Source organism: Enterobacter cloacae complex sp. XAL002 (assembly GCF_049236805.1).
Classification (GTDB): Bacteria; Pseudomonadota; Gammaproteobacteria; order Enterobacterales; family Enterobacteriaceae; genus Enterobacter; species Enterobacter intestinihominis.
The window spans coordinates 83,851-110,240 of record NZ_JBMKJN010000007.1; the positions used below are offsets into that span (position 1 = coordinate 83,851).

General features: G+C 56.0%; 26 protein-coding genes. 12 read left to right on the forward strand and 14 right to left on the reverse strand.

The window, feature by feature from the left end; all coding sequences use genetic code 11:
* Positions 1-441 precede the first annotated feature (441 nt).
* The 7 genes from ACOT0L_RS08680 to ACOT0L_RS08710 all read right to left on the reverse strand — a co-directional run bounded on the left by ACOT0L_RS08680 (position 442) and on the right by ACOT0L_RS08710 (position 5,596).
* Positions 442-924, reverse strand: a complete 483-nt coding sequence (locus ACOT0L_RS08680; RefSeq protein WP_022648196.1) for a DUF2778 domain-containing protein — start codon at positions 922-924, stop codon at positions 442-444.
* A complete protein-coding gene (locus tag ACOT0L_RS08685) occupies positions 921-1,406 on the reverse strand; it encodes an Hcp family type VI secretion system effector (protein WP_126502991.1) in 486 nt (161 codons plus the stop codon). Before ACOT0L_RS08685 ends, ACOT0L_RS08680 begins: the two co-directional genes overlap by 4 nt.
* A 301-nt stretch (positions 1,407-1,707) precedes the next feature.
* Positions 1,708-3,405 (reverse strand): NAD-dependent malic enzyme, encoded by a 1,698-nt coding sequence (locus ACOT0L_RS08690; protein ID WP_022648194.1) that lies wholly within the window; start codon positions 3,403-3,405, stop codon positions 1,708-1,710.
* Positions 3,406-3,581: 176 nt separating this feature from the next.
* Complete coding sequence (sra, locus tag ACOT0L_RS08695) at positions 3,582-3,719, reverse strand: stationary-phase-induced ribosome-associated protein (RefSeq protein WP_023300167.1); 138 nt, start codon at positions 3,717-3,719, stop codon at positions 3,582-3,584.
* 95 nt (positions 3,720-3,814) lie between these two features.
* Positions 3,815-4,030: a biofilm-dependent modulation protein gene (gene bdm, locus ACOT0L_RS08700; protein ID WP_022648192.1), complete on the reverse strand. Its 216-nt coding sequence runs from the start codon at positions 4,028-4,030 to the stop codon at positions 3,815-3,817.
* A gap of 141 nt (positions 4,031-4,171) precedes the next feature.
* The gene (locus ACOT0L_RS08705) at positions 4,172-4,693 is read right to left on the reverse strand and encodes a VOC family protein (protein WP_023306248.1); all 522 of its coding nucleotides are present in this window, start codon (positions 4,691-4,693) and stop codon (positions 4,172-4,174) included.
* Positions 4,694-4,744: 51 nt separating this feature from the next.
* Positions 4,745-5,596 (reverse strand): Vmh family MBL fold metallo-hydrolase, encoded by an 852-nt coding sequence (locus tag ACOT0L_RS08710; protein ID WP_126503039.1) that lies wholly within the window; start codon positions 5,594-5,596, stop codon positions 4,745-4,747.
* 111 nt (positions 5,597-5,707) lie between these two features.
* Between ACOT0L_RS08710 and ACOT0L_RS08715 the strand changes: the two genes are divergently transcribed.
* A complete protein-coding gene (locus ACOT0L_RS08715) occupies positions 5,708-6,595 on the forward strand; it encodes a LysR family transcriptional regulator (protein WP_072202552.1) in 888 nt (295 codons plus the stop codon).
* Between the two features lie 69 nt (positions 6,596-6,664).
* A complete protein-coding gene (locus tag ACOT0L_RS08720) occupies positions 6,665-7,093 on the forward strand; it encodes an OsmC family protein (protein WP_003857069.1) in 429 nt (142 codons plus the stop codon).
* Positions 7,094-7,123: 30 nt separating this feature from the next.
* Here ACOT0L_RS08720 and ACOT0L_RS08725 read toward each other — a convergent pair whose 3' ends face one another.
* The 7 genes from ACOT0L_RS08725 to ACOT0L_RS08755 are packed head-to-tail and all read right to left on the reverse strand — an operon-like array spanning position 7,124 to position 13,952.
* Positions 7,124-8,050 carry an oligopeptide/dipeptide ABC transporter ATP-binding protein gene (locus ACOT0L_RS08725; RefSeq protein ID WP_058646568.1) on the reverse strand — a complete coding sequence of 309 codons (927 nt, stop codon included), beginning with the start codon at positions 8,048-8,050 and terminating at the stop codon, positions 7,124-7,126.
* Entirely contained in the window at positions 8,043-9,029 is a 987-nt protein-coding gene (locus ACOT0L_RS08730) for an ABC transporter ATP-binding protein (RefSeq protein ID WP_063137770.1), read from the reverse strand. Before ACOT0L_RS08730 ends, ACOT0L_RS08725 begins: the two co-directional genes overlap by 8 nt.
* A complete protein-coding gene (gene ddpC, locus ACOT0L_RS08735) occupies positions 9,026-9,922 on the reverse strand; it encodes a D,D-dipeptide ABC transporter permease (RefSeq protein ID WP_022648185.1) in 897 nt (298 codons plus the stop codon). The genes ACOT0L_RS08730 and ddpC overlap by 4 nt, the downstream gene beginning before the upstream one ends.
* Positions 9,919-10,941, reverse strand: coding sequence for an ABC transporter permease (locus ACOT0L_RS08740; RefSeq protein ID WP_069596588.1), 1,023 nt, complete (start codon positions 10,939-10,941; stop codon positions 9,919-9,921). Before ACOT0L_RS08740 ends, ddpC begins: the two co-directional genes overlap by 4 nt.
* A gap of 23 nt (positions 10,942-10,964) precedes the next feature.
* On the reverse strand, positions 10,965-12,497 hold the full coding sequence (locus ACOT0L_RS08745) for an ABC transporter substrate-binding protein (protein WP_126502992.1): 1,533 nt from the start codon (positions 12,495-12,497) through the stop codon (positions 10,965-10,967).
* Positions 12,498-12,512: 15 nt separating this feature from the next.
* On the reverse strand, positions 12,513-13,085 hold the full coding sequence (gene ddpX / locus ACOT0L_RS08750; protein ID WP_023306242.1) for a D-alanyl-D-alanine dipeptidase: 573 nt from the start codon (positions 13,083-13,085) through the stop codon (positions 12,513-12,515).
* Between the two features lie 12 nt (positions 13,086-13,097).
* Positions 13,098-13,952, reverse strand: coding sequence for a MurR/RpiR family transcriptional regulator (locus tag ACOT0L_RS08755; protein WP_063137767.1), 855 nt, complete (start codon positions 13,950-13,952; stop codon positions 13,098-13,100).
* A gap of 267 nt (positions 13,953-14,219) precedes the next feature.
* Here ACOT0L_RS08755 and ACOT0L_RS08760 point away from each other — a divergent pair, with 267 nt between their 5' ends.
* The 10 genes from ACOT0L_RS08760 (at position 14,220) to ACOT0L_RS08805 (ending at position 26,372) form a co-directional block, all read left to right on the forward strand.
* Positions 14,220-15,716, forward strand: coding sequence for an alpha/beta hydrolase (locus ACOT0L_RS08760; RefSeq protein WP_126502993.1), 1,497 nt, complete (start codon positions 14,220-14,222; stop codon positions 15,714-15,716).
* A 66-nt stretch (positions 15,717-15,782) separates the two neighbouring features.
* The gene (locus ACOT0L_RS08765; protein ID WP_126502994.1) at positions 15,783-16,994 is read left to right on the forward strand and encodes a diguanylate phosphodiesterase; all 1,212 of its coding nucleotides are present in this window, start codon (positions 15,783-15,785) and stop codon (positions 16,992-16,994) included.
* Between the two features lie 88 nt (positions 16,995-17,082).
* Positions 17,083-17,979: an aminoimidazole riboside kinase gene (locus tag ACOT0L_RS08770; protein ID WP_126502995.1), complete on the forward strand. Its 897-nt coding sequence runs from the start codon at positions 17,083-17,085 to the stop codon at positions 17,977-17,979.
* Positions 17,980-18,150: 171 nt separating this feature from the next.
* Positions 18,151-19,668, forward strand: coding sequence for a carbohydrate porin (locus ACOT0L_RS08775; RefSeq protein ID WP_126502996.1), 1,518 nt, complete (start codon positions 18,151-18,153; stop codon positions 19,666-19,668).
* A gap of 66 nt (positions 19,669-19,734) precedes the next feature.
* On the forward strand, positions 19,735-21,105 hold the full coding sequence (locus tag ACOT0L_RS08780) for a sucrose-specific PTS transporter subunit IIBC (protein ID WP_038416083.1): 1,371 nt from the start codon (positions 19,735-19,737) through the stop codon (positions 21,103-21,105).
* A complete protein-coding gene (locus ACOT0L_RS08785; protein WP_126502997.1) occupies positions 21,105-22,511 on the forward strand; it encodes a sucrose-6-phosphate hydrolase in 1,407 nt (468 codons plus the stop codon). The genes ACOT0L_RS08780 and ACOT0L_RS08785 overlap by 1 nt, the downstream gene beginning before the upstream one ends.
* Before the next feature lie 28 nt (positions 22,512-22,539).
* The gene (locus ACOT0L_RS08790) at positions 22,540-23,556 is read left to right on the forward strand and encodes a LacI family DNA-binding transcriptional regulator (protein ID WP_017693400.1); all 1,017 of its coding nucleotides are present in this window, start codon (positions 22,540-22,542) and stop codon (positions 23,554-23,556) included.
* A 95-nt stretch (positions 23,557-23,651) separates the two neighbouring features.
* Complete coding sequence (locus ACOT0L_RS08795) at positions 23,652-25,202, forward strand: methyl-accepting chemotaxis protein (RefSeq protein ID WP_126502998.1); 1,551 nt, start codon at positions 23,652-23,654, stop codon at positions 25,200-25,202.
* 193 nt (positions 25,203-25,395) lie between these two features.
* Positions 25,396-25,809, forward strand: a complete 414-nt coding sequence (locus ACOT0L_RS08800; RefSeq protein ID WP_058677846.1) for a hypothetical protein — start codon at positions 25,396-25,398, stop codon at positions 25,807-25,809.
* 5 nt (positions 25,810-25,814) lie between these two features.
* On the forward strand, positions 25,815-26,372 hold the full coding sequence (locus ACOT0L_RS08805) for an RNA polymerase sigma factor (protein ID WP_022648170.1): 558 nt from the start codon (positions 25,815-25,817) through the stop codon (positions 26,370-26,372).
* Positions 26,373-26,390 lie beyond the last annotated feature (18 nt).

The following is a 26,390-nucleotide window of genomic DNA, read 5'->3' on the forward strand; positions in this document are numbered from 1 at the left end:
GCTGGTGCGATCACCAAATGTATGTGAAACATTGAAAATTTCACAGTACAGCATAATTGGCCTCCTTATAAGTTAAGTGATTCTTAGTAACCATCACTATACAACATTTTCATAGTATGAACATACTACTGCGGCAAAAAGCGATATCTTCGGTTGCGGATACAGAACTAAGCGCGTGATGTGATAAAAGGAAGGGCAGCGTCGCTGCCCAGAATCATCTTTTTCGTATAAGCAAATACAGGGATAGCGTGATTACAGACGCAATGAATATGGCCATGCCGAAGAAAACATACAAAACAAAATCCATTATCCTTTCGTCGCCATATATTCCAAAAAGCTCCACAAAATCGTACTGCGTTTCTGGTGGAACAATCTTGTAGAGTGTGAACATTGATAGAAACACGGCTATACACCACAACAACACAAGGAATGCCGCCTTCATTAATAGACCTGCACAACGCCATGTGCAATCATGTAGTTTCCCAATTGCTGCCCTCCAGTTCGAAGTAAGGCTGATGCCAGAATCTTAAAATCGCTCTGGCTATAAAGTGTAATACAACCCTTACTTATGCCAGATGGCCCGATAGGGTGTAACCGGAATTCACCTCGCCTTACGCCTTTCACAAAAGTCTCATCATTTATCAATCCGTCATCGCGATATAATGCAAACCATTCATTCCGATTCGAACCGGTGAAAAATGCGTTAACACTATCCTTAGTTTGAGTATACCAACCCCCTAATCCACGTAAAAGTATGTAATAGCGACCAGGTGGGAGTGGGCCGATATCAGGTATATTTGCGCTTTCTGCACGGTTCGTCGCGTCACCATTCCCTGAAAATGCAGGAAAAAAGCCAACTCCGGGCACAGACAAAGTAGCGTACGTACCTCCGTTGAGGTGGAAAAAGCACTGTAGGAGATTCATGATCTGTCATTCCAGGAATCAGCAAAGATGATATTACCGTCATAGTGTCGCCATGTGATCTTCTCGTAACGGAGGGAAATATTTTCTAAATGATTATGTTTTTCCATTGCTGGATTTTTTACGTCATGCATCACCGGGCATATTGAGACCACTTTAACGTTCTCAAGGAACATGTTGAAGTATTCGACCTCTTGACCAGCATCATTGATTTTGTACCACTTAAACTCGGCACTTTTTAGCGTTTGGCCTTTTGCAACAGCCTTGTATAAGTAAGGGCTGGAACTGTCGAACTCCTTTTCAAAAACCAGAGCGCTATGCATGCGCGTACCCGTGATTTTTCCTGTCATATTATCTGTCGGTAGATGCAGTCCATGACCGAATCCTAATACTTCAATACTGCCCTCGCGATATTGCACATCAACCGCGCCTTTGATATCTGCGCCGCCGTCATCTTTCAGCCATAGATATGCTGGGATTGCCATTTCAAAACTCCTTTTTCAATAAATGAATTTAGTGATGCAAAACGTTACTAAACTCTTAAGAAAAACTATTTGTTAGGCAAGAAGTGTTATGTAAAATTTATATATTTTAAAAGGATATAGATTTTTGATTAGGTATGCATTTTTCAAATGATCGATCCTGCTGCATTTTTAAAGCCAAATTATCATGAGTGACTTTCAACAAAGCATTTATAGGCAGGATTAAGGGAATTAGAGGAAAAAGGGAGAAGGGACTTCACGTTCCCTCTCCCTTGTGAAGAGAGGGAACGTTCAAAACTCCGATTTAAATCGAAGTACGACGATAGCTACGGTATTCCGGCATCCAGAAGTTATCGTCAATTGCCTGCTGCAATGCATCGGCAGAGGTTTTCACCGCGACGCCTTGCTGCTGCGCCATTTTGCCTACCGCGAAGGCAATTGCGCGGGACACTTTGTGAATGTCTTTCAGCTCCGGCAGTACCAGGCCTTCACCGTTATTCACCAGCGGAGAGTGACCTGCCAGCGTTTCGCTCGCGGACATCAGCATTTCGTCGGTGATGCGGGACGCGCCGGAGGCGATAACTCCCAGACCAATACCCGGGAAGATATAGGAGTTATTGCACTGCGCGATGGGGTAGAGTTTGTCCTTCCACACCACCGGATCAAATGGACTGCCGGTTGCGACCAGTGCCTTACCTTCGGTCCATGCGATGATGTCCTGCGGCGTTGCCTCCACGCGTGAAGTCGGGTTAGATAGCGGCATCACGATAGGGCGTTCGCAGTGCTTGTGCATCTCGCGAATAATCTCTTCCGTGAAGAGGCCGGTCTGCCCGGACACGCCGATCAGAATGTCCGGCTTCACGTTGCGCACCACGTCAAGAAGCGAGAGCACTTCGTTATCCGTATCCCAGTTTTTCAGGTTTTCGCGCTTCTGCACCAGTTTGGTCTGGAACGGGAGCAGGTTTGGCATGCCGTCGGTCAGCAGGCCAAAACGGTCCACCATAAAGACGCGGGAGCGGGCCAGCTCTTCGCTTAAGCCTTCGCGCTGGGTCTGGGCAATAATTTGCTCGGCGATGCCGCAGCCCGCGGAGCCTGCACCCAGGAAGACAATTTTCTGATAGCTGAGCTGGCTGCCTGCCGCACGGCTCGCAGCAATCAGCGTACCGACGGTCACTGCCGCAGTGCCCTGAATGTCATCGTTGAACGAGCAGATCTCATCGCGGTAGCGGTTCAGCAGCGGCATGGCGTTTTTCTGTGCGAAGTCTTCGAACTGCAACAGCACGTCAGGCCAGCGGTGCTTCACGGCCTGGATGAAATCATCCACAAACTGATAGTACTCGTCGTCGGTAATGCGCGGGTGACGCCAGCCCATGTACAGCGGATCGTTCAACAGTTGCTGGTTATTGGTCCCCACGTCAAGTACCACCGGCAGGGTGTAGGCCGGGCTGATCCCGCCGCAGGCGGTATACAGCGAGAGCTTACCGATGGGGATCCCCATCCCGCCAATGCCCTGGTCACCGAGGCCCAGAATACGTTCGCCATCGGTCACCACGATCACCTTGATGTTGTGGTTAGGCACGTTTTGCAGAATGTCATCCATGTTGTGACGGTTCTGATAAGAGATGAACACACCGCGGGAACGACGGTAGATCTCTGAGAAGCGTTCACACGCCGCGCCGACGGTGGGGGTGTAAATGACGGGCATCATCTCTTCAAGATGGTTCTGCACGAGGCGGTAGAAGAGGGTTTCGTTGGTGTCCTGAATATTACGCAGGTAGATGTGTTTATCGATTTCGGTTTTAAAGCCCTGATACTGGATCCAGGCACGTTCTGCCTGTTCTTCAATGGTCTCAACCACTTCAGGCAGCAGGCCCAGCAGGTTAAAGCTGCTGCGCTCTTCCATGCTAAAGGCGCTGCCTTTGTTCAGAAGGGGGAACTCCAGTAAAACCGGACCGGCGTAAGGAATATAAAGGGAACGATGTTTTTTCAGTTTGTTGTCCATGTCACTCACTCTTTTTAAGAAGATCCGTCCCTGACACTGCTGTTTGTCATCTTTCTGGCCTGTGCTACGGGGTGCGGTCGGTTGGTATTATAAAGGAGCTGAATATTAATTACCGCAACACATAAACAAAAACACCATCGGGATTACCGATGGTGTTGTGAATTTCGTGCCGGAACTTACTTGCCGGAAGGGCGTTTCCTGCCGGTGGCGTGGGTAACTTGCGTTTCGCTACCCTCCTCAATAACCACTTTACGCTGGTTAGAAAGCTTGTAGTTCAGTCCCAGAATATGGCGTGCCTGACGGTTCGATTTCATGTTAACTCCTCAATCCTGTTGATAGTTTTAAGGACAAGCTTGCTTACGCAAACGAAATGTAACCCCTTAGGTTGCAGATCCAGCTTAGCAGGTTTTTACAGAGGTGCGTTTCGCCCACTAACCACATAGTTGATGGTTTGCTGGTAGATGTCACTGAGGATGTCATTGTCCGTGGCTTCCACCCACTTGGTCAGTTCCATCAAAATGTCATCTTCAGTAACAACACCGTGCTCGGCGTGAAGACCTTGTGCGATCGCGTTAACAAGTTCCGGTTGTGCTGCTGTGGTATGTGCCGGGTAATAAGTAAACATGCTGCCTCCGTGTCGTTGTCTGTTTAATGTTACGGCGTGCAAAATCGTAATTCACATTCAGATTGGCAAATATTTTTGCCGTTGTGGTTCAGATTCGTCCTGGAATTAAAAATAACATCTCCCGTAGCACAGAAATAAAACTCAGGGTTTCCAGCGGCGTAAATTCGTGGTTTTTTCATAAGGCATGGGCGTCGGCCAGGAGATCAATTCCACAATGCTGCCCCAGGGGGTTTGACCATAGCAGAAAGCATTGCCTTCACCTTGCTCATCCGGAAAGCTAAGCGGCTTCGGCGCGGTGAACATCTCGCCGCCGGCGGCGGTGAAAGCCGCGATGGCACTATCAAAATCATCAACATAAACAGCAAAATGCTGAAGTCCAAAGTCGCTGGCGCGAGCGGGCATTCCCTGTTCAGGGCCATGCATTTCGAAAAGTTCTATGCCGGGTCCGTGCGGCATAACAAGCATGCGAATGGCATGAATTTTAGTGCCGGGAAATAATTTTAAGGTGTGTTGCTGGGCGGGCTGATCGATATTATCGGTTTCTGCATCGACAGAATGATATAAAACCTGTGCGCCGAAAGCGCGTTCAAAAAATAGGGTGGCTTTTTCAATGTCGGGCACCGTAATACCGATATGGTCAATACCCCTTACTGACGATGTCATAGTAAACTCCTGCTATAAAAAATTTAAATATAGCAGGAGATAGTCAGCTTATTACCACTTCATTTCGCCGGTATTCACTTTGGCACTCAGTTCCAGCGAACTGGCTTCCGCAAGGTTCGGCCACTGTTTTTTCATCGCGATGATGACGTCGGAAGACGCTTTATGTGTCGTGAGGGCCTGTTCAAACTGCTGTAGATAGCGACGGGTAAAGTCGATAGCGCCGGTACCCGCTGGCGGTGTCCCAAGGTAGTGGCCCGGAATAACGCGTTCGGGCTTTAGGGCAGCCATGCTATCCAGCGTCTGCTGCCACTGTTTACGGCTTTCCGGCGTTTGGGTATCCGCCGTCCAGACGTGAATGCCCCATGAGACGCCCGTGCCGCCGAGGATGGTTTTGGCGGATGGGATCCAGACGTACGCCGCATAGCTTTCAGGCTCTTCAATGCTTACTCTCTCACCGTCAATCATAAAGGTGGTTGAGGCAAGCACTTGCGGCACGTAGAGCTGCGTCGGCGCGCCATCTTTCATCTGTGGCCCCCAGAAGGCGAGCTTCGCGTCTTTTGTGGCCCTGATATGGTCCACCACCTGTTGCGTGGCGACAACTTTGGCATTAGGGAAGGCTTTCATAAGCGGTTGCAGGCCGAAATAGAAATCCGGATCGCCGGAAGTGATCACGATTTTGTTCAGCGTTTTACCGCTGTGGCGAATTTTTTCGACCAGCGCTTCGCCATCTTTCACGCTGAACTGGGCGTCAAACAGTACCGCCTCTTTCGGGCCAGATACCAGCGTGGAAGAAACGGCAAAAATGCCTTTTTCCTGCGGGTTATACGTATCAACGGTCAACGGAGCGGCAAAGACGGCCGGAGTTAAAAGGGTTGTCAACAAAGCAAGGCGGGCGATAGTCATGGTCATATCTCTGTTCTTCAGGAAAGTCTCTATTGTACGGATCTCTTCATTTGCCAGAATTCCTGAAACAGGAGATGCTTAGTTTCATAGATCGAGCAAATGGAGGTCAAAATGGATCGCGTTATTGCCGCCCAGGTGTACAACCGCATCTGTGAACTGGGGAGTTTAAGCGCGGCGGCGCGGGCGCTGGGGATCTCCCGTCCGATGGTGAGCCGTTATCTGGAGCAGATGGAGAAGTGGGCTGGGGCGCGGCTGGTTAACCGCTCCACCCGTAAGCTGACGCTGACGGCGGCGGGGGAGAAAGTCCTGCAAAAGACGCGCACGCTATCGCAAATTTCTCAGGAAATTGAAGATCAGTCAGTGAAGGATTTACCCTCAGGCACGCTTCGCGTCGCCTGCGCGCATTTTACCGCGATGCAGATTATCGCTCCGGTGCTGCCCGAACTGTTGCAGCGTTACCCTCAACTGCGCATTGAGCTGGATGTTAACAACCATCCGGTGAGCCTGGTGGGCGAGCGAATTGACGTGGCGATCCGCATCACCGATAACCCCGAACCGGGTATGATCGCTCGCCGGTTGGGAGAGTGTCGGTCCGTGCTTTGCGCCTCGCCGCACTACCTTGCAAGCCGGAGCGTTCCAGAGGAGCTGGAAGACTTAGCCCGGCACAACTGCCTGCATTACAGCTTTTTTGCCGGTCAGTCGTGGCGTTTTTTAACGCCGGCAGGGGAGCCGGTCACGACGGCGGTCAGCGGCAATCTCAGCGCCAGCATCTCATCTCTGCTGATGGAGGCGGCGATAAATCACTGTGGTATTGCCATGCTGCCCGAGCGCGAGGCCGACGCGGCGCTACGGCAGGGAAGCCTGGTGCCGGTGCTCAGCGCCTATACGCCAAAACCGATCGGCATTTTTGGTATTTATCAGTCGCGAGACTATCAGCCTGCGGCGCAGCGTGTATTCCTCGACGCGCTGGCAAACCACCTTGCCACGCGATCGGACTAGTCTGTCTTCCCTGCAAAATAGATTATGCGTCCTATACTTATCCCTTTGTAAGCCAAAAGGAGAGCAAGAATGACGATTCATAAGCACGGTTCAGCACACTGGTCTGGCGACATCAAACGCGGCAAAGGGACGGTATCGACCGAAAGTGGCGTCCTTAACCAGCAACCTTACGGCTTTAACACCCGCTTCGAGGGCGAGAAAGGGACTAACCCGGAAGAGCTGATTGGCGCAGCGCACGCGGCATGTTTCTCTATGGCCCTGTCGCTAATGCTGGGCGAAGCGGGTTATACCGCCGATTCCATCGATACCACGGCGGATGTCTCGCTGGATAAAACCGACAGCGGTTTTGCCATCAGCAAAGTCGCGCTGCAAAGCAAGGTGACGGTACCGGGTATCGATCCGCAGCAGTTCGACGGCATTATCCAGAAAGCCAAGGCCGGTTGCCCGGTCTCGCAGCTGTTGAAAGCGGAAATCACGCTGGATTACAAACTGAACTGATATCGGGCCGGGCGCATGCCCGGCTCATTTTTAACGGTTACGCCAGCAGCGCACGCTTCGGCTTGCGGAAGAGGGCTGGAGCTGTTGCGGCTGTTCACATCCCTGCGTCGCCAGCGAACAGCGGTCGCGGAAATAGCACCCAACGGGCAGGTGGCGATTACCCGGAAGATCGGTTTTTCGCAACGCCAGATCCTCATCCAGCGGTTCTCCGGTCCGGGGAACGGAGTCAAGCAGCAGTTGCGTATACGGATGGCGCGGCTGACCCAGCACCTGGTCCGCCGGCCCCAGTTCCACGATTTGCCCCAGATACATTACCGCCACCCGGTCGCTCATGTGCCGGACCACCGAGACGTTGTGCGAGATCAGCACGTAGGTCAGATTTCGCTGCTGTTGCAGGGCAACCAGCAAATTGAGGATCTGTGCCTGGACGGAAATATCCAGCGCGCTGGTGGGTTCATCCAGCACGATGATGTCCGGATCCGAAGAGAGCGCCCGGGCAATAGCGATGCGCTGGCGCTGTCCGCCCGAAAACGCATGCGGCAGGCGGTCAAGATATTCCGCTCGAATCCCAACCTGCTGCGCCAGCGTTTCAGCCAACTGACGACGCTCCCGTTCGCCGCGACGTTGCTGTATCCACACCGGCTCGGTGATGGTGCGCCAGACGGGTAAACGCGGATCGAGGGACGAGAGCGGGTCCTGAAATACCATCTGCATACCACCCGCCGCATTCGCGCGCTGACAGGCACCGGTACTCGGTTTGAGCATGCCCATCAGCAGCTGCGCCAGCGTGCTCTTTCCACAGCCGGATTCCCCCACAACGCCCAGCGTTTCGCCGCGATGGATCCGGAGATCCATGCCGTTAAGGGCGTGTACCTGTTCCGTCACGCGCCCCAGCCAGTTTTTGCGCGCAGGAAAATTCACATGCACGCTATCCAGTTCCAGCAGTACCTCAGACATGGCGTCTCTCCTGTTGTGGGTACCAGCAGGCAGCCTGCTGGCCTTCTGCGCCCGTGGAAATTAAGCGCGGCGTTTCGCTGCATTTCGCCCCGGCAGCAAAACAGCGTTCGCGAAAAGCACATCCGCGCGGGAGGTGGCTGAGGTTAGGTACCGTGCCGGGAATGGCCGGGAGGATCTCGCGCGGTTCACCATTTTCCGGGGCACACCGCAGCAGGCCAATCGAATAGGGGTGCACAGGATGGTGGATCAAGGTCTGCGTACTGCCGCTTTCGATCACGCTGCCCGCGTACATAACGTACATCCGGTCACAAAGCTGCGACACCACCGCCATATCGTGACTGATAAACAGCACCGACGTTCCGCTGGCGCGCGCTTTATGTTTCAGCAGACGCAGCACCTGAAGCTGGACGGTCACATCCAGCGCGGTAGTGGGTTCATCAGCGATGATCAGCTCCGGCTCGCAGGAGAAGGCAAGGGCGATCATGACCCGCTGGCGCATACCGCCGGAAAGCTCAAACGGATAGCGATCCATTACCTGCGCCGCATCCGGGATTTGCATCTCGCCCAGCAGGGAGATCGCCTTCTGCTGCGCGTCGCGGCGGGAAAGCGACTGATGCTGGCGGATCACCTCCACCATCTGCCTGCCAATCCGGCGCGTGGGGTTAAGCGCCGTCATCGGCTCCTGAAAAATCATCGCCACCCTGGCGCCGCGCCACTGACGAAGCTGTTTTTCCGACGCGTTCAGCACATCTTCCCCGAGCAGCGTGACCCGGCCATGGTGAACATGGTAACTGCCTTCCGGCAGCAGGCGCATCGCCAGCATCGCGGTGACCGATTTTCCCGAGCCGGATTCGCCCACCACGCCGACAATTTCACCCCGGCCAATCTCCAGCGAGACGTGGTTGAGCGCGTGGACGTCACCGCGAAAAATGGGGAAGCTCAGGTGCAAATCTTCAATCGATAATACGGAATCACTCATGACTGCTTCCCTCCTGATTTGGGATCCAGCAGGTCGCGAAGACCATCGCCAAACAGATTAAACCCAACCGCCGTGATCAGAATTGCCGCCCCCGGAAACGCGCAGTACCACCACTGGTCAAGCACGTAGTTACGCCCCACGGCCACCATTGCCCCCCATTCGGCGGTCGGCTGCTGCGCGCCTAATCCAATAAAGCCCAGCGTGGCGGCCATCAGAATGGCGCTGCCGATATCCAGCGACGCTTGTACGATCAGCGGCGGCAGGGCGTTACGCAGGATATGCCAGCTGATCAGGTGCCAGCGCGATGCGCCAAAGGTGCGGGCGGCCAGCACGTAGGTGAACTGGCGCACCACCAGCGTTTGCCCGCGTGCCAGCCGCACGTAAAACGGAATGCGTACAATCGCAATCGCCAGCATCGCGTTAAACAGGCTTGGGCCGAGCGCGGCGGCCAGGGCCATCGTCAGCACCAGCGAGGGGATGGAGAGCATAATGTCCATGATGCGCATAATGATGGCGTCGCCGCGCCCGCCAAGTACGCCGGACAAACAGCCGAGCAGCGAACCGATGCCGCCCGCAATCACCACCACCGCCAGCCCCGCTGTGATGGACTGCTGGCTGCCCACCAGCACGCGGCTGAACAGATCCCGGCCCACCTCATCGGTGCCAAACCAGTGCTGGGCTGACGGTGCCTGCAAGCGCGCGGTCAGATCCAGCGCGTTCGGATCGTGCGGGACTATCCACGGCGAGACCACCATCATCAGCAGCATCACGATCATAATGACCCCGCCGATCAGCGTGAGCGGGCTTTTGCGTAACATCCAGAACAGCTTTGCCCAGTTGATGCGCTGTTTAGCGGTGCTGACAGGGACGGGCGTTTCCTGAGTTAACATCATTCGGCACCTCCGCGCCCGATTCGCGGGTCGATCCACAGATACAGCAGATCCACCACCAGATTAACTAAGACATAGGCCAGCGATACCACGACCGCGAAGCCCATGACGGCAGGGAAATCCAGCGCCTGAATGGAGGTCACCACCCAGGCTCCCATTCCCGGCCAGGCAAACACGGTTTCGGTAAGGACGGCCCCGTACAGCAGATCGCCCAGCGCCAGCCCGAGCACGGTAATGGAGGGGATCATGGCGTTGGGTAAGGCGTAGCGCAGGACGATGTACCAGCCCGGCAACCCGCTCGCGCGGGCAGTACGAATATAATCCTCGCTCAGTTGCTCCAGCATCGCGGAACGTACCTGACGCGCCACAATACCCAGATGCACAAAGGCCAGGGTCAGGGAGGGTAAAATCAGGTGCTGCAGGGCGTTGAAAAACACCTCGCCGTTGCCTTCCAGCAGAGCGTCCAGCAGATAAAAACCGGTAACGTGGGCGGGCGGATCGAGCCAGTCGTCCAGCCTGCCGCCGCCGGGCAGAATTTGCAGTTGCCCGTAGAACAGAACGATAACTCCCAGTCCCAGCCAGAAGGCAGGCGTCGAGATGCCCGTCATCGCCATCAGTCGCACCAGGTGATCCAGCCAGCGGTTACGGTACACCGCCGATAAAATGCCCAGCGGCACGCCAATCACCAGCGCCAGCAGCAGGGAGCAAAAGGCAAGCTCCAGCGTGGCGGGGAAAAAAGCTTTCAAATCTTCCGCAACGGGGCGACCGGTGCGAATAGAGGTGCCCAGATCGCCATGTGCCAGCGCCTCAACGTAGCGGCCAAACTGAATATAGAGTGGTTGATCCAGCCCCAGTTGCTGGCGGATGCCCTGCACGATTTCATCGCTGGCGCGATCACCGGCCAGCAGGCGGGCCGGATCGCCGGGGATCAGGTGTGAAATAATAAAAGTAATAATACAGACACCGGCCACCACCAGGATTAACCCCCAGCAGCGCTGGCGCACAATGCTCCAGAACGTCATACACTTCCCCCCGGCGTGGGCCGTTACTTACTCATGGTGGCGATGTTAAAGACCTGCTCAAGCATCGGATTAAAGGTGAAGCCTTTGACCTCTTTGTTCATCGCCAGCTGGTAGTTCTTCTGGAACAGATAAACGTAAGCCGCCTCGTCAATCACCACTTTCTGCGCCTGCTGGTAATCTTTGGTGCGTTCCGCCTGAACGGTGGTTTTCAGTGCCGCCTGCAACAGCGCATCGACCTCTTTGTTCTCATAGAATGAGCGGTTCCCCGGCAGCCCTTTTTTGTCCGATTCGAACCAGTAGTTCATGAACATGTACGGGTCAGCGAAGTCCGGGCTCCAGTTACCAATCGCAATGTCATAATCACCTTTGCCGACGCGGTCGCGCATGGTGGCGTTCGCCAGTTTCTCGAGCTTGACGTTAATCCCCAGCTTGCCCAGGCTCGCCTGCGTGGAGAGGGCGATAGGCTCCCAGTTAGGGTCGTTATCGGAGTAGAGGAACGTCAGGCTGGCTGGTTTATCTTTGACTTTCTCCAGCGCCGCTTTGGCTTTGGCCTCGTCAAAGCTGTACTGCATGGCGTTCGCATCGAAGCCCCACATGCCCTCCGGGATCGGGCCGCGCATCTGCTTGCCGTTCCCGCTGAGAATGCCTTTCACCATCCCCTGGTAATCGGTCGCCCAGGAGACCGCGCGGCGCAAATCCACCTGATTCATTGGAGGCTTACTGTTGTTCAGATAGAGGTAGGTCACCCGCAGGGACGGGTATTCCGCCACGGCCACTTTGCCTTCCTGCTTCAGAGCAGCAAGCTGATCCACCGGCAGGGCGTCGGCGATATCCAGATCGCCACGGGAAAGTTGCAGGCGACGCGAGGCGCTTTCACCGATAATCTTCACCGAGACGCGCTTAAAGTGCGGCTTTTCACCTGGCCAGTGTGGGTTGGGCACCATCACCAGCTGTTGACCTTTCCGCCAGCTTTTCAGCATAAACGGTCCGGAACCCGCGGTGTTTTGCGCCAGGAAACCGCGTGCGTCGTCGGCGGCATTGGCCTTCAGCACCGCCGGGTTGACAATCGACGCGCCGTCATTGGCCAGCGTGTAGAGGAACGGGGCAAACGGCTGGCTGAGGGTGAATTTCACCGTATGCTCATCCACCACGTCCACTTTCAAATCTTTCGGGAACGCTTCGGAAGGTCCCTGGTTGATTTTAAGCAGACGTTCAAACGACAGCTTGACCGCTTCGGCGGTCACCGGCGTGCCGTCGGAGAATTTTGCATTATCTGCCAGGGTGAACGTCCACACTTTCTGGTCGTCTGACGCCTTCCAGCCCGTCGACAGATCGCCTTCCACCTCCGTGGTGCCAGGCTTGTATTTCACCAGACGCTGGTACGAGGGGTAGGTCACCGTCCAGTCGTTGTTATCGATAGTGACCGCCGGATCCAGCGTTTGCGGATCGGCAGCTTTCCCTATCACCAGCATATCTTTTGGCACCGCCGCCAGCGCGAGAGGGGCGCTCAGGGCGAGCGTAGCGGCAATCAGGGTAGTAAGCAGCGTTGTTTTCATGGCCGGGCTCCAGAATTACAGTGAGTGTGTGATCGGATAACAGGCGAACTGGTCATCTAACAGCGGATAGCTGGCGGCGTTCGGCAGCTCGAAATGCCACCACTCGCTGCTGATGCCCACAAAACCGCCGCCGTACATAACGGCGTTCAGGAGCAGACGATTTCGCTGCGCCTCGGGCGGAACGGAAGGGTGCCAGGCATGAGAACGGTCGTGCATTTCGTCAAACCCGGCGCCCATATCCAGCACGTTGTCGTGTTCATCCATCAGCGTAACGTCAATGGCAGTGCCCCGGCTGTGGTTCGAGCCAATCGCGACATCCACCACGTATTCCGGATTGGGGCAGGCATCCCAGAGTTGCGCCTGTGCCTGCTGCGGGCGATAGGCGTCGTAGACCACCAGCTTCAGACCGGCCAGCGCGGCGATACTGATCGATTTCGCCAGCGCGGTGGCGGCATCCGTGTGCAGCAGGCACGCGGCGTGCTGATAGATCGGGCGGCCGGTAATGTTATCGGCGGTCGCGTATTTCAGATCGATATGCAGCGTGGGAAAAGTTTTCGCCACATCAATCAGTTGACTCTCTTCAGGCATAGCTCCGCTCCTTTAGCGTTCAAATTGACCAAATTCTTGTTGTAGTTGTCGGTTGATTGCCAGACGTTCCGGCAGCGCATCTCCCAGCGCCTCCACGACGCCCGACAGCAGCAGGTTGAACAGACAGCTCACCGGCGCCAGCGAGTCCCAGAAATGGCCGGTATCGGTCTTCACCTGGAGTAAATCAATCGGGTAATCCCGCGCCCACGGGCACCAGATATCGGTGATCAGCGCCATCGCCAGGCCTTTTTCGCTCGCCACGCGGCAGTACTGGCGGGCAATGGCGGAGTAGGCGCGGGTATCGGTCAGCACGATATACGGGTTAGCAAAGCCGGAGTTAAGCGACTCCACCCAGCTACCGGAGAGCCCTTCGGAATAGCTTACCCGCGGGCGCAGATACTCCAGATGGCTGAAGAACGCATTGGCGATCCCGCGCGTGGACTGGATCCCCAGCACGAAGACGGCGTCGGCATGGGAAAGTTGCTGGACCACCTGCCTGAACGTTTCGCTTTGCGCCAGCTGGTAGACATGGGCAATGGCGTCCACCTCCAGTGACAGGGAGTGCTGAAGGCGATCCGACAGCGGCTGTTGCTGTTTCCAGGAATCCAGACGCTCGTTTATGCCCCAGGGCTGATGGGGATCGCGCAGGCTTTTTTTGGCGTCATCAAGGTTGCGATAGCCCAGCTTGCGCAGAAAGCGTCCGACGGTGATCCCGCTGGTGGCCGTGGCCAGCGCCACGCTCTCAGCCGTTTCAAAGGGGATCTGCCCGACGTGCGCCAGCATCCAGCTTGCCACCCGCTTTTCGCTCGGGGTGAGCTGGCTGAATGTCGCTTCGATACGGCTCAACACCTCTGGTTTGGTCGTCATACCGCCTCGCTGTTAACTGGCTGTCAAAGGCCGGGTTTCTGTTATCGGATTAACAATGCAGGACGCGTGCCATGTTCACATTGCGGCGAAAACGCGCTGTGCAGCAAAGTTAATGCAATATTTGTTTAACAGATGCTCAACATTTGTGCAGCGTAGTTCACTTTTGGTGCAGTGTCCGGCCTGAGCGATATCTATTTGGTGAATACGACAGCCTCTTCACATTTTTTGGTAAGATGAAAGCTCTGTGGATAAGAGAGGGAGCCTTACATGGCGAATTTGCCCTGGCGGGTCAGCGTGCGCCTGATGGCTCTCGCAAAAAAAATAGCGATGGTCATCGGGATCATTGTGCTCGTTCTGCTGGCGGTGCGGGTTTATCTTTCGCAGCAGGGGCCGGCCCTGCATCACTGGCATACATGGCGGGCTGACGAAATGTCCGTGCAGGAGATGGATAACGCGACCTTCGCAGCCTATGTCGCGCGGGAAAACGCCATCTTCACCGCTCTTGATGCTGAGGTGACGGCGAAAGTCACCCCCGCAGAGCGCACGCCGCTGAACCGCTATTACCGTCAGAGCCTGGTGTGGCCAGGACACTTTACTCCGGATGCAAACCGGTCGTTTGTGCTGATGCCTGCCGGAAAGCCGCGCGGGGCGGTAGTGTTGTTGCACGGTCTGACGGATTCGCCCTACAGCGTCAGGCGTCTGGCCGTGAATTATCAAAAGCACGGCTTTGTGGCCGTAGTGCCTCGTTTGCCCGGACATGGCACGGCGCCGGGCGCGTTGACAGACGTTGACTGGGAGGCGTGGCTGGCAGCTACGCGCCTTGCGGTTCGTGAAGCAACACGCCTGACGGGGAACGATCTTCCCCTGCACCTGGTGGGCTATTCCAACGGCGGGGCGCTGGCGATGAAATACGCCCTCGACGCCCTTGATGCGCCTGAACTGCGTAAACCTCAGCAGATCGTTTTGCTCTCACCGATGATTGGCGTCACGGCGTTTGCGCGCTTTGCCGGATTCGCCGGGCTACCGGCTATGTTACCGGCGTTTGCCAAAGCCGCGTGGCTCAACATTTCGCCGGAATATAATCCTTATAAATACAATTCGTTCCCGGTGAATGCGGCACGTCAGTCCTGGCTGCTTACCCGGGCGCTGCATGAGCAGATAAACCGCGATGTTCATGATCACAAACTAACGCAGCTTCCGCCGGTACTGGCGTTTCAGTCGGTCATGGATTCAACGGTCAGTACCCGCGCCGTAGTCAGCGGGCTGTTTGACCAGCTTCCGGCAAATGGCAGCGAACTGGTGGTATTTGACATCAATCAGGCCGGGAGTTTCCGTCCACTGTTCAGGCCATCATCCTGGACGGCGGTGGCTGACCTGCTGCCCGAGGCGAAAAGACGTTACAGTGTCACAATCGTGACCAATGTCAGCCCTGACAGGTTTGATATGGTGGCAAAGACAACGCCTGCGGGCAGCACCCGGGAAACGGTGACGCCGCTGTCGGTCTCGTATCCGCAGGAGGTTTATTCCCTGTCGCATATTGCCATTCCGTTCCCGCCTGAAGACGATCTGTATGGCCGCCATCCTGAGGTGAAAAACCGCTATGGAATCAGTCTCGGGACGATAGCCCTGTGGGGAGAAACCTCAGTTCTGAGCGTCGGTAAAGATGCGTTAATGCGCGTAACGTCGAATCCTTTCTACGACTATATGCAGACGCGGATCGACAGCCGTCTCGGTGAGAATCAACCCCGAAGTGGAATAGACTAGGCCACCCCGGGGAACTATGTTAAACAGTACCGTTCAGGCGTATACCCCATACCGGACCCCGTTTCTGTGCTGACAACTCTCATTTATCGAAGCCAGCTGAGCTTAACCTGCACCTCCGCAGCGTTAAGCTCGCTGGTTGAAAAGGCCAGGATCCGTAATACGGAGCAGGGCATCTCAGGCATTCTTCTCTCCAGTGGACGTGAGGTTCTGCAAATTCTCGAAGGCACGGAACAGAACGTCGTCGCGCTTTTTAACACCATCCGTGCGGACAACCGGCATACCGGCGTGGTGGAGCTGATGCGCGATTACGGTCCGCGCCGACGTTTCGAAGACGTGGGAATGCTGCTGTTTAACATGGACGTTCAGACCCCGAAAGCGGTTCTGGCATCGGTTCTGCATTACAGCAAGCTGGAAAGCTACCTGACTTCTGAGGATCGGGTCTTCAAATTTATTCAGACCTTTATCGCCGGCAAAACCGCTATCCCACCCGCTTCGGACTATGAGCCTGATAAATGGACGCTTTCGCGAGAGCGCGCGCCGTTTGGTAAAGGGTTAGGTCTGCTGGCGGGACAGCCCTGCCAGTTTGCGCTGCAACCCATTGTCGAGCCGTCCGAAGGCAAAATCAGTTCTCTCGAAGCGCTTATACGCGGAAACGACGGCGGCAGCCCGGAGCATTTTTTCCGTAGTCTCGATCGTGAAAAGATATACGAAGTCGATCTGCATACCAAAGCCTGGACCTTTGCGCTGGCGCAAAAGCTGGGCATCGGCAGCCACAAACTGGCGGTGAACCTGCTGCCAATGTCGCTGGTTAACGTGCCGGGTGCGGTAGAGTTCCTGGTAACGCAGATCAAAAAGCACGGTCTACAGCCAGAGCAGGTGGTCATTGAAGTCACTGAGAACGAGATGATATCCGGCTTTAACCAGTTTAACAGCGCCATTAAACAGCTGCGAGCGGAAGGGGTTGGGCTGGCAATAGATGATTTTGGTTCCGGCTATGCCGGTCTGTCGCTGCTCACCCGGTTCCAGCCGGATAAGCTCAAAATCGACAGAGAGATCGTCAGCGATATCCACCTGAGCGGGCCCAAGCAGGCGATTGTGAAGTCAATAATCAGCTGCTGCACCGATCTGGAGATTACGCTGGTCGCAGAAGGCATTGAGAAGATAGAAGAGTGGTGCTGGCTTGAATCCGCCGGTATTCGCCGCTTCCAGGGCTTTTTGTTCGCCCGCCCGCAGCTCAATGGCGTGGGTGATATTCACTGGCCCCATCGGGTGGGTTAAGCAAATTTTCCCTCGCCATATTTCCCCGACACCCTGCCTGTGCTTAAATAGCTAAACCGGTTTAACATGATTTAGCTAAGAAGGTGATATGGAGACGATCTGGGTACTTGGCGATGCAGTGGTGGATCTGTTGCCCGACGGAGAGGGCAAACTGCTGCAATGTCCGGGCGGCGCACCGGCCAACGTCGCGGTTGGGATTGCGCGTCTGGGCGGCAGAAGCGCCTTTATAGGCCGGGTGGGCGACGACCCCTTCGGGCGCTTTATGCAAAAAACGCTTGCGGATGAGCAGGTTAATACAGAATGGCTGAGACGGGATCCGCGGCATCGCACCTCCACGGTGGTGGTGGATCTCGATGACGACGGGGAACGTTCATTTACCTTTATGGTTCGCCCGAGTGCTGATCTGTTCCTCGACGCCGCCGATCTCCCGCCATTCCGCGCCGGGGAGTGGCTGCACGTCTGCTCTATCGCGCTTAGCGCCGAACCCAGCCGTTCCGCGACGTTTCAGGCGATGGCCGCTATCAGACAGGCGGGCGGTTTCGTCAGCTTTGACCCCAATATCCGCGCCGATCTCTGGCACGATGAAGTCGAGCTGCGCCAGTGTCTTGAGCGGGCATTAGCCTGTGCAGATGTGGTGAAAATCTCGGTGGAAGAGCTGGCGTTCTTGACCGGAAATGCGCAGGTCCATGAGGGGCTGGCGGCGCTGATGCGCACCTGTCCGGCCAGGCTGGTGCTGGTGACGCAGGGAAAAGAGGGCGTGACCGCCTGGCAGGGAGGCGCGTTGACGCACTATCCTGCATCACCCGTGGAATGCATTGATACCACCGGTGCGGGGGATGCTTTCGTCGCCGGGCTGCTGTTCGGTCTGGCATGTCATGGCCAGGCCCGTCTCTCAGAGGTCATCACGTTAGCGCAGCGCTGCGGAGCGCTGGCGACAACCGCAAAAGGGGCAATGACCGCGCTGCCTTATCATCACGAACTGTAATTCAAGTCGCCAGGCCTCCGGTCGGGGGCCTGAATTGTCGCCTCGATCACACTTACTAAAACGGTTTAGCAAAAAACGTTGCCGATTCAAAATTTAACGGTTTAGTATCACTCACCTAAAGCGGTTTAGCAATTTAGCACTTTTACCGATAGTTATTAGGGATGCGACAAAATGTATAAAAAACGCAGACTTGCCGTGATGATAGGCATGCTGGCCGGCAGTACCTCTGTTTTTGCCCAGACGGATATGACCCGTATCGAAGCGCGCCTGGCAGCGCTGGAGCAGCGTTTGCAGGAGGCGGAAACCCGTGCGCAGGTTGCTGAAAAACGCGCCACGGCAGCGGAACAGAAAACGCAGCAACTGGTGGCTGCGCAGCAGGAAGCGCAAACCTCCACACAGGCGGTGGCGCAACGTACCACTGCGCTGGAAGAGAAAGCCGATCGGACAGGCGGTTTTGAGTTTCACGGTTACGCCCGTTCCGGGCTGCTGATGAACGACGCGGCCTCCAGCAGCAAAAGCGGTCCTTATCTAACACCCGCCGGGGAAACGGGTGGGGCCATCGGGCGTCTGGGGAACGAAGCGGATACCTACGTTGAGCTGAATGTTGAGCACAAACAGATGCTGGAAAATGGCGCGACGACGCGCTTTAAGGCGATGCTGGCCGACGGTCAGAAAACCTATAACGACTGGTCGGCAGACAGCAGCGACCTGAACATTCGTCAGGCCTTTGCCGAGCTGGGCACTTTGCCGGACGTTACCGGCGCGCTGAAAGGCAGCACCTTCTGGGCGGGTAAGCGTTTTGACCGCGACAACTTCGACATTCACTGGCTGGATTCCGACGTGGTATTTCTCGCCGGGACCGGCGGCGGCGTCTACGACGTGAAGTGGAACGATACGCTGCGCAGTAACTTCTCCCTTTATGGCCGTAATTTTGGCAGCGAAGAGGAGATCGACAACAACGTCCAGAACTACATCTTAAGCATGAACCACTTCGCCGGGCCGGTGCAGTTGATGGTCAGCGGCTTACGGGCAAAAGATAATGACGACCGTAAGGACAGCAACGGCGATCCGATTAAAACCGACGCGGCGAATAACGGGGTGCATGCGTTGGTGGGTCTGCATAACGAGAGCTTCTACGGCCTGCGGGAAGGTTCCGCCAAAACGGCGCTGCTTTACGGCCACGGTCTGGGGGCCGAGGTGAAAAGCATTGGTGCAGACGGCGCATTGCTGTCAGAAGCCGATACCTGGCGTTTTGCAAGTTACGGTGTCACGCCGCTGGGCGGTGGCTGGCACATTGCGCCCGCCGTACTCGCGCAAAGCAGTAAGGACCGCTACGTGAAGGGCGACAGCTATGAGTGGGTCACGCTCAATACGCGTCTGATCAAAGAGGTGACCCAGAATTTCGCCCTCGCGTTCGAGGGCAGCTATCAATACATGGATTTAAACCCGGAAGGCTACAAGGATCGCAATGCGGTTAACGGTAGCTTCTACAAGCTGACCTTTGCCCCGACGTTAAAGGCGGGCAAGATTGGCGATTTCTTCAGCCGTCCGGAGCTGCGCCTGTTCGCCACCTGGATGGACTGGAGCAGCAAGCTGGATAACTACGCCAGCGATGACGCCTTTGGCAGCAGCGGCTTCAACGCGGGTGGAGAATGGAACTTTGGGGTGCAGATGGAAACCTGGTTTTAACCCTTCACGCTCCCGCATTGCGGGGGCGTTTCGAACATCATAAAAAGAGGTCAGGAAGAGGTATCTATGGATTTTAATCATATTGCGCGCGAGCTGATTCCGCTGCTCGGTGGCAAAGAGAACATTGCCAGCGCGGCACATTGCGCCACGCGCCTTCGTCTGGTGCTGGTCGATGATGCGCTTGCCGACCAGCAGGCTATCGGCAAGGTTGAAGGCGTGAAAGGCTGTTTTCGAAATGCCGGGCAGATGCAGGTGATCTTCGGCACCGGGGTGGTGAATAAGGTTTACACCGCGTTTATTCAGGCGGCAGGGATTAGCGAGTCCAGTAAATCGGAAGCGGCGGATATTGCAGCCCGCAAGCTGAACCCGTTCCAGCGCATCGCGCGTCTGCTCTCCAACATCTTCGTGCCGATTATTCCGGCGATCGTGGCCTCGGGTCTGCTGATGGGCCTGCTCGGGATGGTTAAAACCTACGGCTGGGTTAATCCGGATAACGCGCTCTATATCATGCTGGATATGTGCAGCTCGGCGGCGTTTATTATTCTGCCGATCCTGATTGGCTTCACCGCCGCGCGGGAGTTTGGCGGCAACCCGTATCTGGGCGCAACGCTCGGCGGCATCCTGACTCATCCGGCGCTGACCAACGCCTGGGGCGTAGCGTCCGGCTTCCACACCATGAACTTCTTCGGTCTTGAAATCGCCATGATTGGCTATCAGGGAACCGTCTTCCCGGTACTGCTGGCGGTGTGGTTTATGAGCATTGTGGAAAAACAGCTTCGCCGGGCGATCCCGGATGCGTTAGATCTGATCCTGACGCCGTTCCTGACCGTCATTATCTCCGGCTTTATCGCGCTGTTGATTATTGGCCCGGCGGGACGCGCGCTGGGCGACGGGATCTCCTTTATTCTTAGCACCCTGATTGCCCACGCGGGCTGGCTGGCCGGGCTGTTGTTTGGTGGGCTCTATTCGGTGATTGTCATTACCGGCATTCACCACAGCTTCCACGCTATTGAGGCCGGACTGCTGGGTAACCCGTCGATTGGCGTGAACTTCCTGCTGCCGATCTGGGCGATGGCGAACGTGGCGCAGGGCGGGGCATGTCTGGCGGTGTGGTTCAAAACCCGTGATGCCAAAATCAAAGCCATTACCTTACCGTCGGCGTTTTCCGCGATGCTGGGCATCACCGAAGCGGCAATTTTTGGCATCAACCTGCGTTTCGTGAAACCGTTTATCGCGGCGCTGATCGGTGGTGCGGCGGGCGGTGCCTGGGTGGTGTCGGTGCATGTCTACATGACCGCCGTTGGCCTGACGGCGCTTCCCGGTATGGCGATCGTTCAGGCCAGCTCGCTGCTCAACTATATTATCGGCATGGTGATTGCCTTTGGCGTGGCGTTCACCGTCTCTCTGCTGCTGAAATATAAAACGGACTCTGAATAATGACCTTACCTTCCCGCTGGCCTGCCGTGTTGCAGGCCGTTATGCAAGGCCAGCCGCGTGCGCAAGCGGACAGCCACTATCCGCAGTGGCATCCTGCGCCGGTGACGGGGCTGATGAACGATCCGAACGGCTTTATCTGGTTTGCCGGACGTTACCATCTGTTTTATCAGTGGAACCCGCTGGGCTGCGATCATCGCTACAAGTGCTGGGGACACTGGAGCTCAGCAGATCTGGTGCACTGGCAGCACGAGCCAATGGCGCTGATGCCTGACGAAGAGTATGACCGCAATGGCTGTTACTCCGGCAGCGCCGTGGATAACAACGGCGTGCTGACCCTGTGCTATACCGGCAACGTTAAGTTTGACGATGGCGGCCGCACCGCCTGGCAGTGTCTGGCGGTGCAAAATGACGACGGCACGTTTGCCAAACTGGGACCGGTGTTGCCCCTGCCGGACGGGTATACCGGGCACGTCCGCGACCCGAAAGTGTGGCGCCATGACGGGCAGTGGTACATGGTGCTCGGGGCGCAGGATCAGCATAAGCGCGGCAAGGTGCTGCTGTTTACGTCAGCCGATTTGCACACCTGGGCGTCCTGCGGCGAAATCGCCGGTCACGGCGTCAATGGGCTCACGGACGCGGGCTATATGTGGGAGTGCCCGGATCTGTTTGCGCTTGATGGCACACACGTCTTAATCTGCTGCCCACAGGGGCTGGCGCGCGAACCGCATCGCTATCTCAACACCTATCCGGCCGTCTGGATGAGTGGGGCATTTGATTATCAAACGCCTGCATTTGCGCACGACGAATTGCATGAGCTTGATGCCGGTTTCGAATTTTACGCGCCGCAAACCACGGTGGCAGAAGACGGCCGCCGCATCCTCATCGGCTGGATGGGCGTGCCGGACGGCGAAGAGATGCTCCAGCCTACACGGGTGCACGGCTGGATCCACCAGATGACCTGTCCGCGCGAGCTGCGCTACCGCGACGGTAAGCTCTGGCAAACGCCGGTCCGAGAGCTGGAAACGCTGCGCGAGGATGAACATCACTGGCAGGGACGCGCCAGCGATGCCCCGGTGCTGGAGGGAACGCGTCTTGAGTTCGAACTGAGCGCATCGTGCGTAAACGTGGATTTTGCCGGCACGTTGCGGCTGATTGTGGATGATGCGGGAAGCCGTCTGGAACGCGCCAGCCTGGAAACCGGAGAGACGTTGACCCGCTACTGGCAGGGCTCTGTTCATCATTTACGCGTGCTGTGTGACCGTTCCAGCGTCGAAATTTTCATCAATCACGGTGAAGGCGTCATGAGCAGCCGCTATTTTCCTGACCATCCGGCCCAGGTTCGCTTCGAAGGTGCGTCCGACATCACATTACGCTACTGGTCGCTGCGCAGCTGCATGATAGAATAGGGGTTTTGGCAGCCGGATCTAAGTCGTTGTGAGAAAAACAAAACGCGTCACCATTAAAGATATCGCGGAGCTGGCGGGGGTATCAAAAGCCACCGCCAGTCTGGTTCTGAACGGCCGCAGCAAAGAGCTTCGGGTGGCGGAGGAGACACGCGAGCGTGTGCTGGCGATTGCCAAAGAACATCATTATCAGCCCAGTATTCACGCCCGTTCGCTGCGGGACAACCGCAGCCACACCATTGGTCTGGTGGTGCCGGAAATCACCAACTACGGGTTTGCCGTTTTTTCTCATGAGCTGGAGACCCTCTGCCGCGAGGCGGGTGTTCAACTGCTGATCTCCTGTAGCGATGAAAATCCGGGCCAGGAGACGGTGGTGGTCAATAACATGGTGGCCCGGCAGGTGGACGGGCTGATTGTCGCCTCCAGCATGCTCAACGACGCGGATTATCAAAAGCTGAGCGAGCAGTTGCCCGTTGTGCTCTTTGACCGTCATATGAACGACAGTTCTCTGCCGCTGGTCCTCACCGATTCAATTACCCCGACCGCCACGCTGGTGGCCGACATTGCGCGCCAGCATCCGGATGAGTTCTACTTCCTCGGCGGCCAGCCGCGGCTTTCCCCGACGCGTGACCGTCTGGAAGGGTTTAAGCAGGGGCTGCGTGACGCTGGCGTCGAGCTACGTCCGGAGTGGATTATTCATGGTAATTACCATCCGAGCTCCGGCTACGAAATGTTTGCCGAACTTTGCGCGCGCCTGGGCCGCCCGCCAAAAGCCCTTTTTACCGCCGCCTGCGGTCTGCTGGAAGGGGTGTTGCGCTATATGGGGCAACATAATCTGCTGCAAAGCGATATGCGTCTGGCCAGCTTTGACGATCACTATCTCTATGATTCTCTGACCATTCCTGTCGATACCGTTCGACAGGATAACCGTCAGCTCGCCTGGCACTGCTTTGATCTGATTGGCAAACTGATTGAAGGGGAAACGCCGGAGCCGATCCAGCGTAAACTGGATGCCACACTGCAACGGCGGTACAAGGCCGTGGAGTGACAGGGTAACGTCTGACGGATATATCAATAACTTTAATTAATTAAAGATCGTATTCAGCCGATAACCAAAGGGAAATTAAATCCCTGAGGTGTGTTATGTCGTTGAAAAAATCATCCCTGATTATCCTGTTTTCTCTGCTTTTCTTCTTTGTGGCCAGCACCATCACCAGCGTTGGGCTCATCATTAAAAGTAATACTTCGCTGGATAATGTGAACAAAGAAATTCAGGTAGTCCTGTCCATTATTGATCCCATTAACCATAGCCGAACCCTGCGCGTCAGGGTTATGGAGTATGTAAAAATGGTGGAAGCGGGGGACGCCACCGACTCGTCTGCGAAACTGGCCTCGGTTAAAGAGGCGCTGACCAAAGCCGATAGTGCATTTTCGGCGTTTATGGCCTCGCCGCGTTTGCAGGACGAAGCCCCGCTGGTCACTGCCTACCAGGAGGCGTGGCAAAACTACCGTAACCAGGGACTGGCACCGCTGATTGCCGCTGCCGCCGCTCACGATGTGTCGCGGTTCAACGCTCTTATTCCCGTGGTGTCTCAACTCGATCGCCAATATGAAATTGTGCTCGATCAGGTTCTCTCCGTTCACCAGAAGTACGCCAAAACGCTGAACGAGGATGCGAGCCATAATTTTGTGTCGGGTCTGGTTATTATCGCCTGCATTGCGGTGCTGTTCGTGGTGGTGATCCTCATCGTCAGCCTGCTGATGAAACGCGTGGTCTTTGCGCCAGTGAACCTGGCGCGCGAGCACTGTCGACAGATTGCGGCCGGGAAGCTGGACGTACCGGTACCGATCAAGCGTGATTCCGGGAATGAAATCGATCACCTGATGTCCTCGATGGAGCAGATGCGCCAGGCGCTGCTCTCCACCATTTCTCAGGTGCGCGATGCCAGCCACACCGTAACGCATGCGGCGCAGGAAATTGCTTCCGGCAATATCGACCTGGCCTCCCGTACCGAGCAACAGGCTTCTGCCCTGACCCAGACGGCCGCCAGCATGGAAGAGCTGAGCGCGACGGTGGCGAATAACACCGATAACGTGTTCCAGGCCGGTAAGCTGGTGCAGGATGCCGTGAAAAATGCCCATACCGGTGAAGCGGTAACCCGTGAAGTCATCGAAACGATGAATACTATCGCGTCCAACTCGAAGCGTATTGAGGACATCACCAGTGTCATCAACAGTATTGCTTTCCAGACTAATATTCTGGCGCTGAACGCGGCCGTTGAAGCGGCGCGTGCCGGTACACAGGGGCGAGGATTTGCCGTGGTGGCAAGTGAAGTGCGCACCCTGGCCCAGAAAAGCGCGGTGGCGGCGAAGGATATCGAAAGCCTTATCGCCCAGTCTGTTTCCAGCGTGAAAAACGGTGCGGAACTGGTGAATCGTTCGGGAGAGGTGATTGATTCTATTATCAGCTCTGTGAATAAAGTGCATACGCTGATGGAACAGATTTCGGTTGCCTCAGAAGAGCAGAGCCGTGGAATTGGTCAGGTTGGGCAGGCCGTAACGGAGATGGACGGTGTGACCCAGCAGAACGCGGCGCTGGTGCAGCAATCCGCCGCAGCCGCGGCCTCGCTGGAGGAGCAGGCGCAGCAGCTGTCGCAGAGTATTTCGAGTTTTCGTCTGCCGGCAATTGCGTGATTAAATGAGGAAGGCTCCTGTTGGAGCCTTTTTTTAATGTCTGCATGCAGCCGCTGCACAATCTCCTTCAGCCATTACTGTTATCCGTACAAAGCCGCTATCACATAAATTTTATCTTTCCCCGGCAATATTTCTGTTCCTCATCCGTCTACCTCATCAGAGACCATAATCATTCAACATAAACGAGGTACACATGAGAAATTTTGATATGCACGGAAAAGGTCACGGGCGTGGTTTGGGCCGCCATCGTATGTACAAGGGCATCGTGATAGGCGCAGTCCTGTTCGTGGTGCTTGGCCTGCTGGTCATGTCCCTGTGGAACGCGTTGCTCCCGGCCATCCTGGGGGTTAAAGCCATTGGCTTCTTGCAGGCGCTGGGGATCCTGCTGCTGAGCCGCATTCTTTTCGGTGGGCTGGGTTTTCGTCCAGGCATGTTCGGTGCACACCGCCGTATGCACGCACAATGGATGAATATGACCCCCGAACAACGTGAAGCCTTCATTCAGCAGCGTCGGGCGGGATTTGGGCGTCATGGTCATTGCCGGTGGCACGATGACCGGGATGAGAAGCGAGATGATAACGCTGCGAAAGCGCCGGAAGCCGAGTGAGCGATATGAAAGCCGGTGAGGCGGGGGAATCATTACTGATCTCGGCACTCAATGCCTGCCGCGCACGGCTAAAAGCCTTCATTCGCGGACGGACTGCGGTTCGTGATGATGTCGATGATATTCTTCAGGAAGTGACCTGGCAGTTGATGAAAGTGGAACAACCGGTGGAGAACGTCGCCGCCTGGCTGTTTCGCGCCGCGCGAAATGAGATGATCGACCGGGCGCGAAAAAAGCATGAGGTTTCACTGCCGGGGTACCTGACGGCAGATGACGAGGACTTTCCGGAGCAGGAGATTGCAGAAACGTTATTCGGCGTACCGCAAACCCCGGAGGAGGAGTATCTCAACATGCTGCTGTGGGAAGAGTTGGGGCAAGCCCTGTCGGAACTGCCGCCACCACAGCGCGAGGTGTTTGAAAAAACGGAATTTGAAGGATACACCATGAAGGCGCTGGCGGAGGAAACGGGCGACAGCGTGCAGGCGTTATTATCCCGCAAACACAAAGCCGTGCGATTTTTGCGTAGTCGCCTCAAGGATATTTATGAAGCGTTGACAGGGCAATAAAGTTCGACCACTCTGAAA

What these genes read in the sequence shown, in the direction of transcription:
- ACOT0L_RS08680 (WP_022648196.1), bottom strand. Translation starts at nt 924, where the DNA reads ATGAATCTCCTACAGTGCTTTTTCCACCTCAACGGAGGTACGTACGCT.
- ACOT0L_RS08685 (WP_126502991.1), bottom strand. Translation starts at nt 1,406, where the DNA reads ATGGCAATCCCAGCATATCTATGGCTGAAAGATGACGGCGGCGCAGAT.
- ACOT0L_RS08690 (WP_022648194.1), bottom strand. Translation starts at nt 3,405, where the DNA reads ATGGACAACAAACTGAAAAAACATCGTTCCCTTTATATTCCTTACGCC.
- sra (WP_023300167.1), bottom strand. Translation starts at nt 3,719, where the DNA reads ATGAAATCGAACCGTCAGGCACGCCATATTCTGGGACTGAACTACAAG.
- bdm (WP_022648192.1), bottom strand. Translation starts at nt 4,030, where the DNA reads ATGTTTACTTATTACCCGGCACATACCACAGCAGCACAACCGGAACTT.
- ACOT0L_RS08705 (WP_023306248.1), bottom strand. Translation starts at nt 4,693, where the DNA reads ATGACATCGTCAGTAAGGGGTATTGACCATATCGGTATTACGGTGCCC.
- ACOT0L_RS08710 (WP_126503039.1), bottom strand. Translation starts at nt 5,596, where the DNA reads ATGACTATCGCCCGCCTTGCTTTGTTGACAACCCTTTTAACTCCGGCC.
- ACOT0L_RS08715 (WP_072202552.1), top strand. Translation starts at nt 5,708, where the DNA reads ATGGATCGCGTTATTGCCGCCCAGGTGTACAACCGCATCTGTGAACTG.
- ACOT0L_RS08720 (WP_003857069.1), top strand. Translation starts at nt 6,665, where the DNA reads ATGACGATTCATAAGCACGGTTCAGCACACTGGTCTGGCGACATCAAA.
- ACOT0L_RS08725 (WP_058646568.1), bottom strand. Translation starts at nt 8,050, where the DNA reads ATGTCTGAGGTACTGCTGGAACTGGATAGCGTGCATGTGAATTTTCCT.
- ACOT0L_RS08730 (WP_063137770.1), bottom strand. Translation starts at nt 9,029, where the DNA reads ATGAGTGATTCCGTATTATCGATTGAAGATTTGCACCTGAGCTTCCCC.
- ddpC (WP_022648185.1), bottom strand. Translation starts at nt 9,922, where the DNA reads ATGATGTTAACTCAGGAAACGCCCGTCCCTGTCAGCACCGCTAAACAG.
- ACOT0L_RS08740 (WP_069596588.1), bottom strand. Translation starts at nt 10,941, where the DNA reads ATGACGTTCTGGAGCATTGTGCGCCAGCGCTGCTGGGGGTTAATCCTG.
- ACOT0L_RS08745 (WP_126502992.1), bottom strand. Translation starts at nt 12,497, where the DNA reads ATGAAAACAACGCTGCTTACTACCCTGATTGCCGCTACGCTCGCCCTG.
- ddpX (WP_023306242.1), bottom strand. Translation starts at nt 13,085, where the DNA reads ATGCCTGAAGAGAGTCAACTGATTGATGTGGCGAAAACTTTTCCCACG.
- ACOT0L_RS08755 (WP_063137767.1), bottom strand. Translation starts at nt 13,952, where the DNA reads ATGACGACCAAACCAGAGGTGTTGAGCCGTATCGAAGCGACATTCAGC.
- ACOT0L_RS08760 (WP_126502993.1), top strand. Translation starts at nt 14,220, where the DNA reads ATGGCGAATTTGCCCTGGCGGGTCAGCGTGCGCCTGATGGCTCTCGCA.
- ACOT0L_RS08770 (WP_126502995.1), top strand. Translation starts at nt 17,083, where the DNA reads ATGGAGACGATCTGGGTACTTGGCGATGCAGTGGTGGATCTGTTGCCC.
- ACOT0L_RS08775 (WP_126502996.1), top strand. Translation starts at nt 18,151, where the DNA reads ATGTATAAAAAACGCAGACTTGCCGTGATGATAGGCATGCTGGCCGGC.
- ACOT0L_RS08780 (WP_038416083.1), top strand. Translation starts at nt 19,735, where the DNA reads ATGGATTTTAATCATATTGCGCGCGAGCTGATTCCGCTGCTCGGTGGC.
- ACOT0L_RS08785 (WP_126502997.1), top strand. Translation starts at nt 21,105, where the DNA reads ATGACCTTACCTTCCCGCTGGCCTGCCGTGTTGCAGGCCGTTATGCAA.
- ACOT0L_RS08795 (WP_126502998.1), top strand. Translation starts at nt 23,652, where the DNA reads ATGTCGTTGAAAAAATCATCCCTGATTATCCTGTTTTCTCTGCTTTTC.
- ACOT0L_RS08800 (WP_058677846.1), top strand. Translation starts at nt 25,396, where the DNA reads ATGAGAAATTTTGATATGCACGGAAAAGGTCACGGGCGTGGTTTGGGC.
- ACOT0L_RS08805 (WP_022648170.1), top strand. Translation starts at nt 25,815, where the DNA reads ATGAAAGCCGGTGAGGCGGGGGAATCATTACTGATCTCGGCACTCAAT.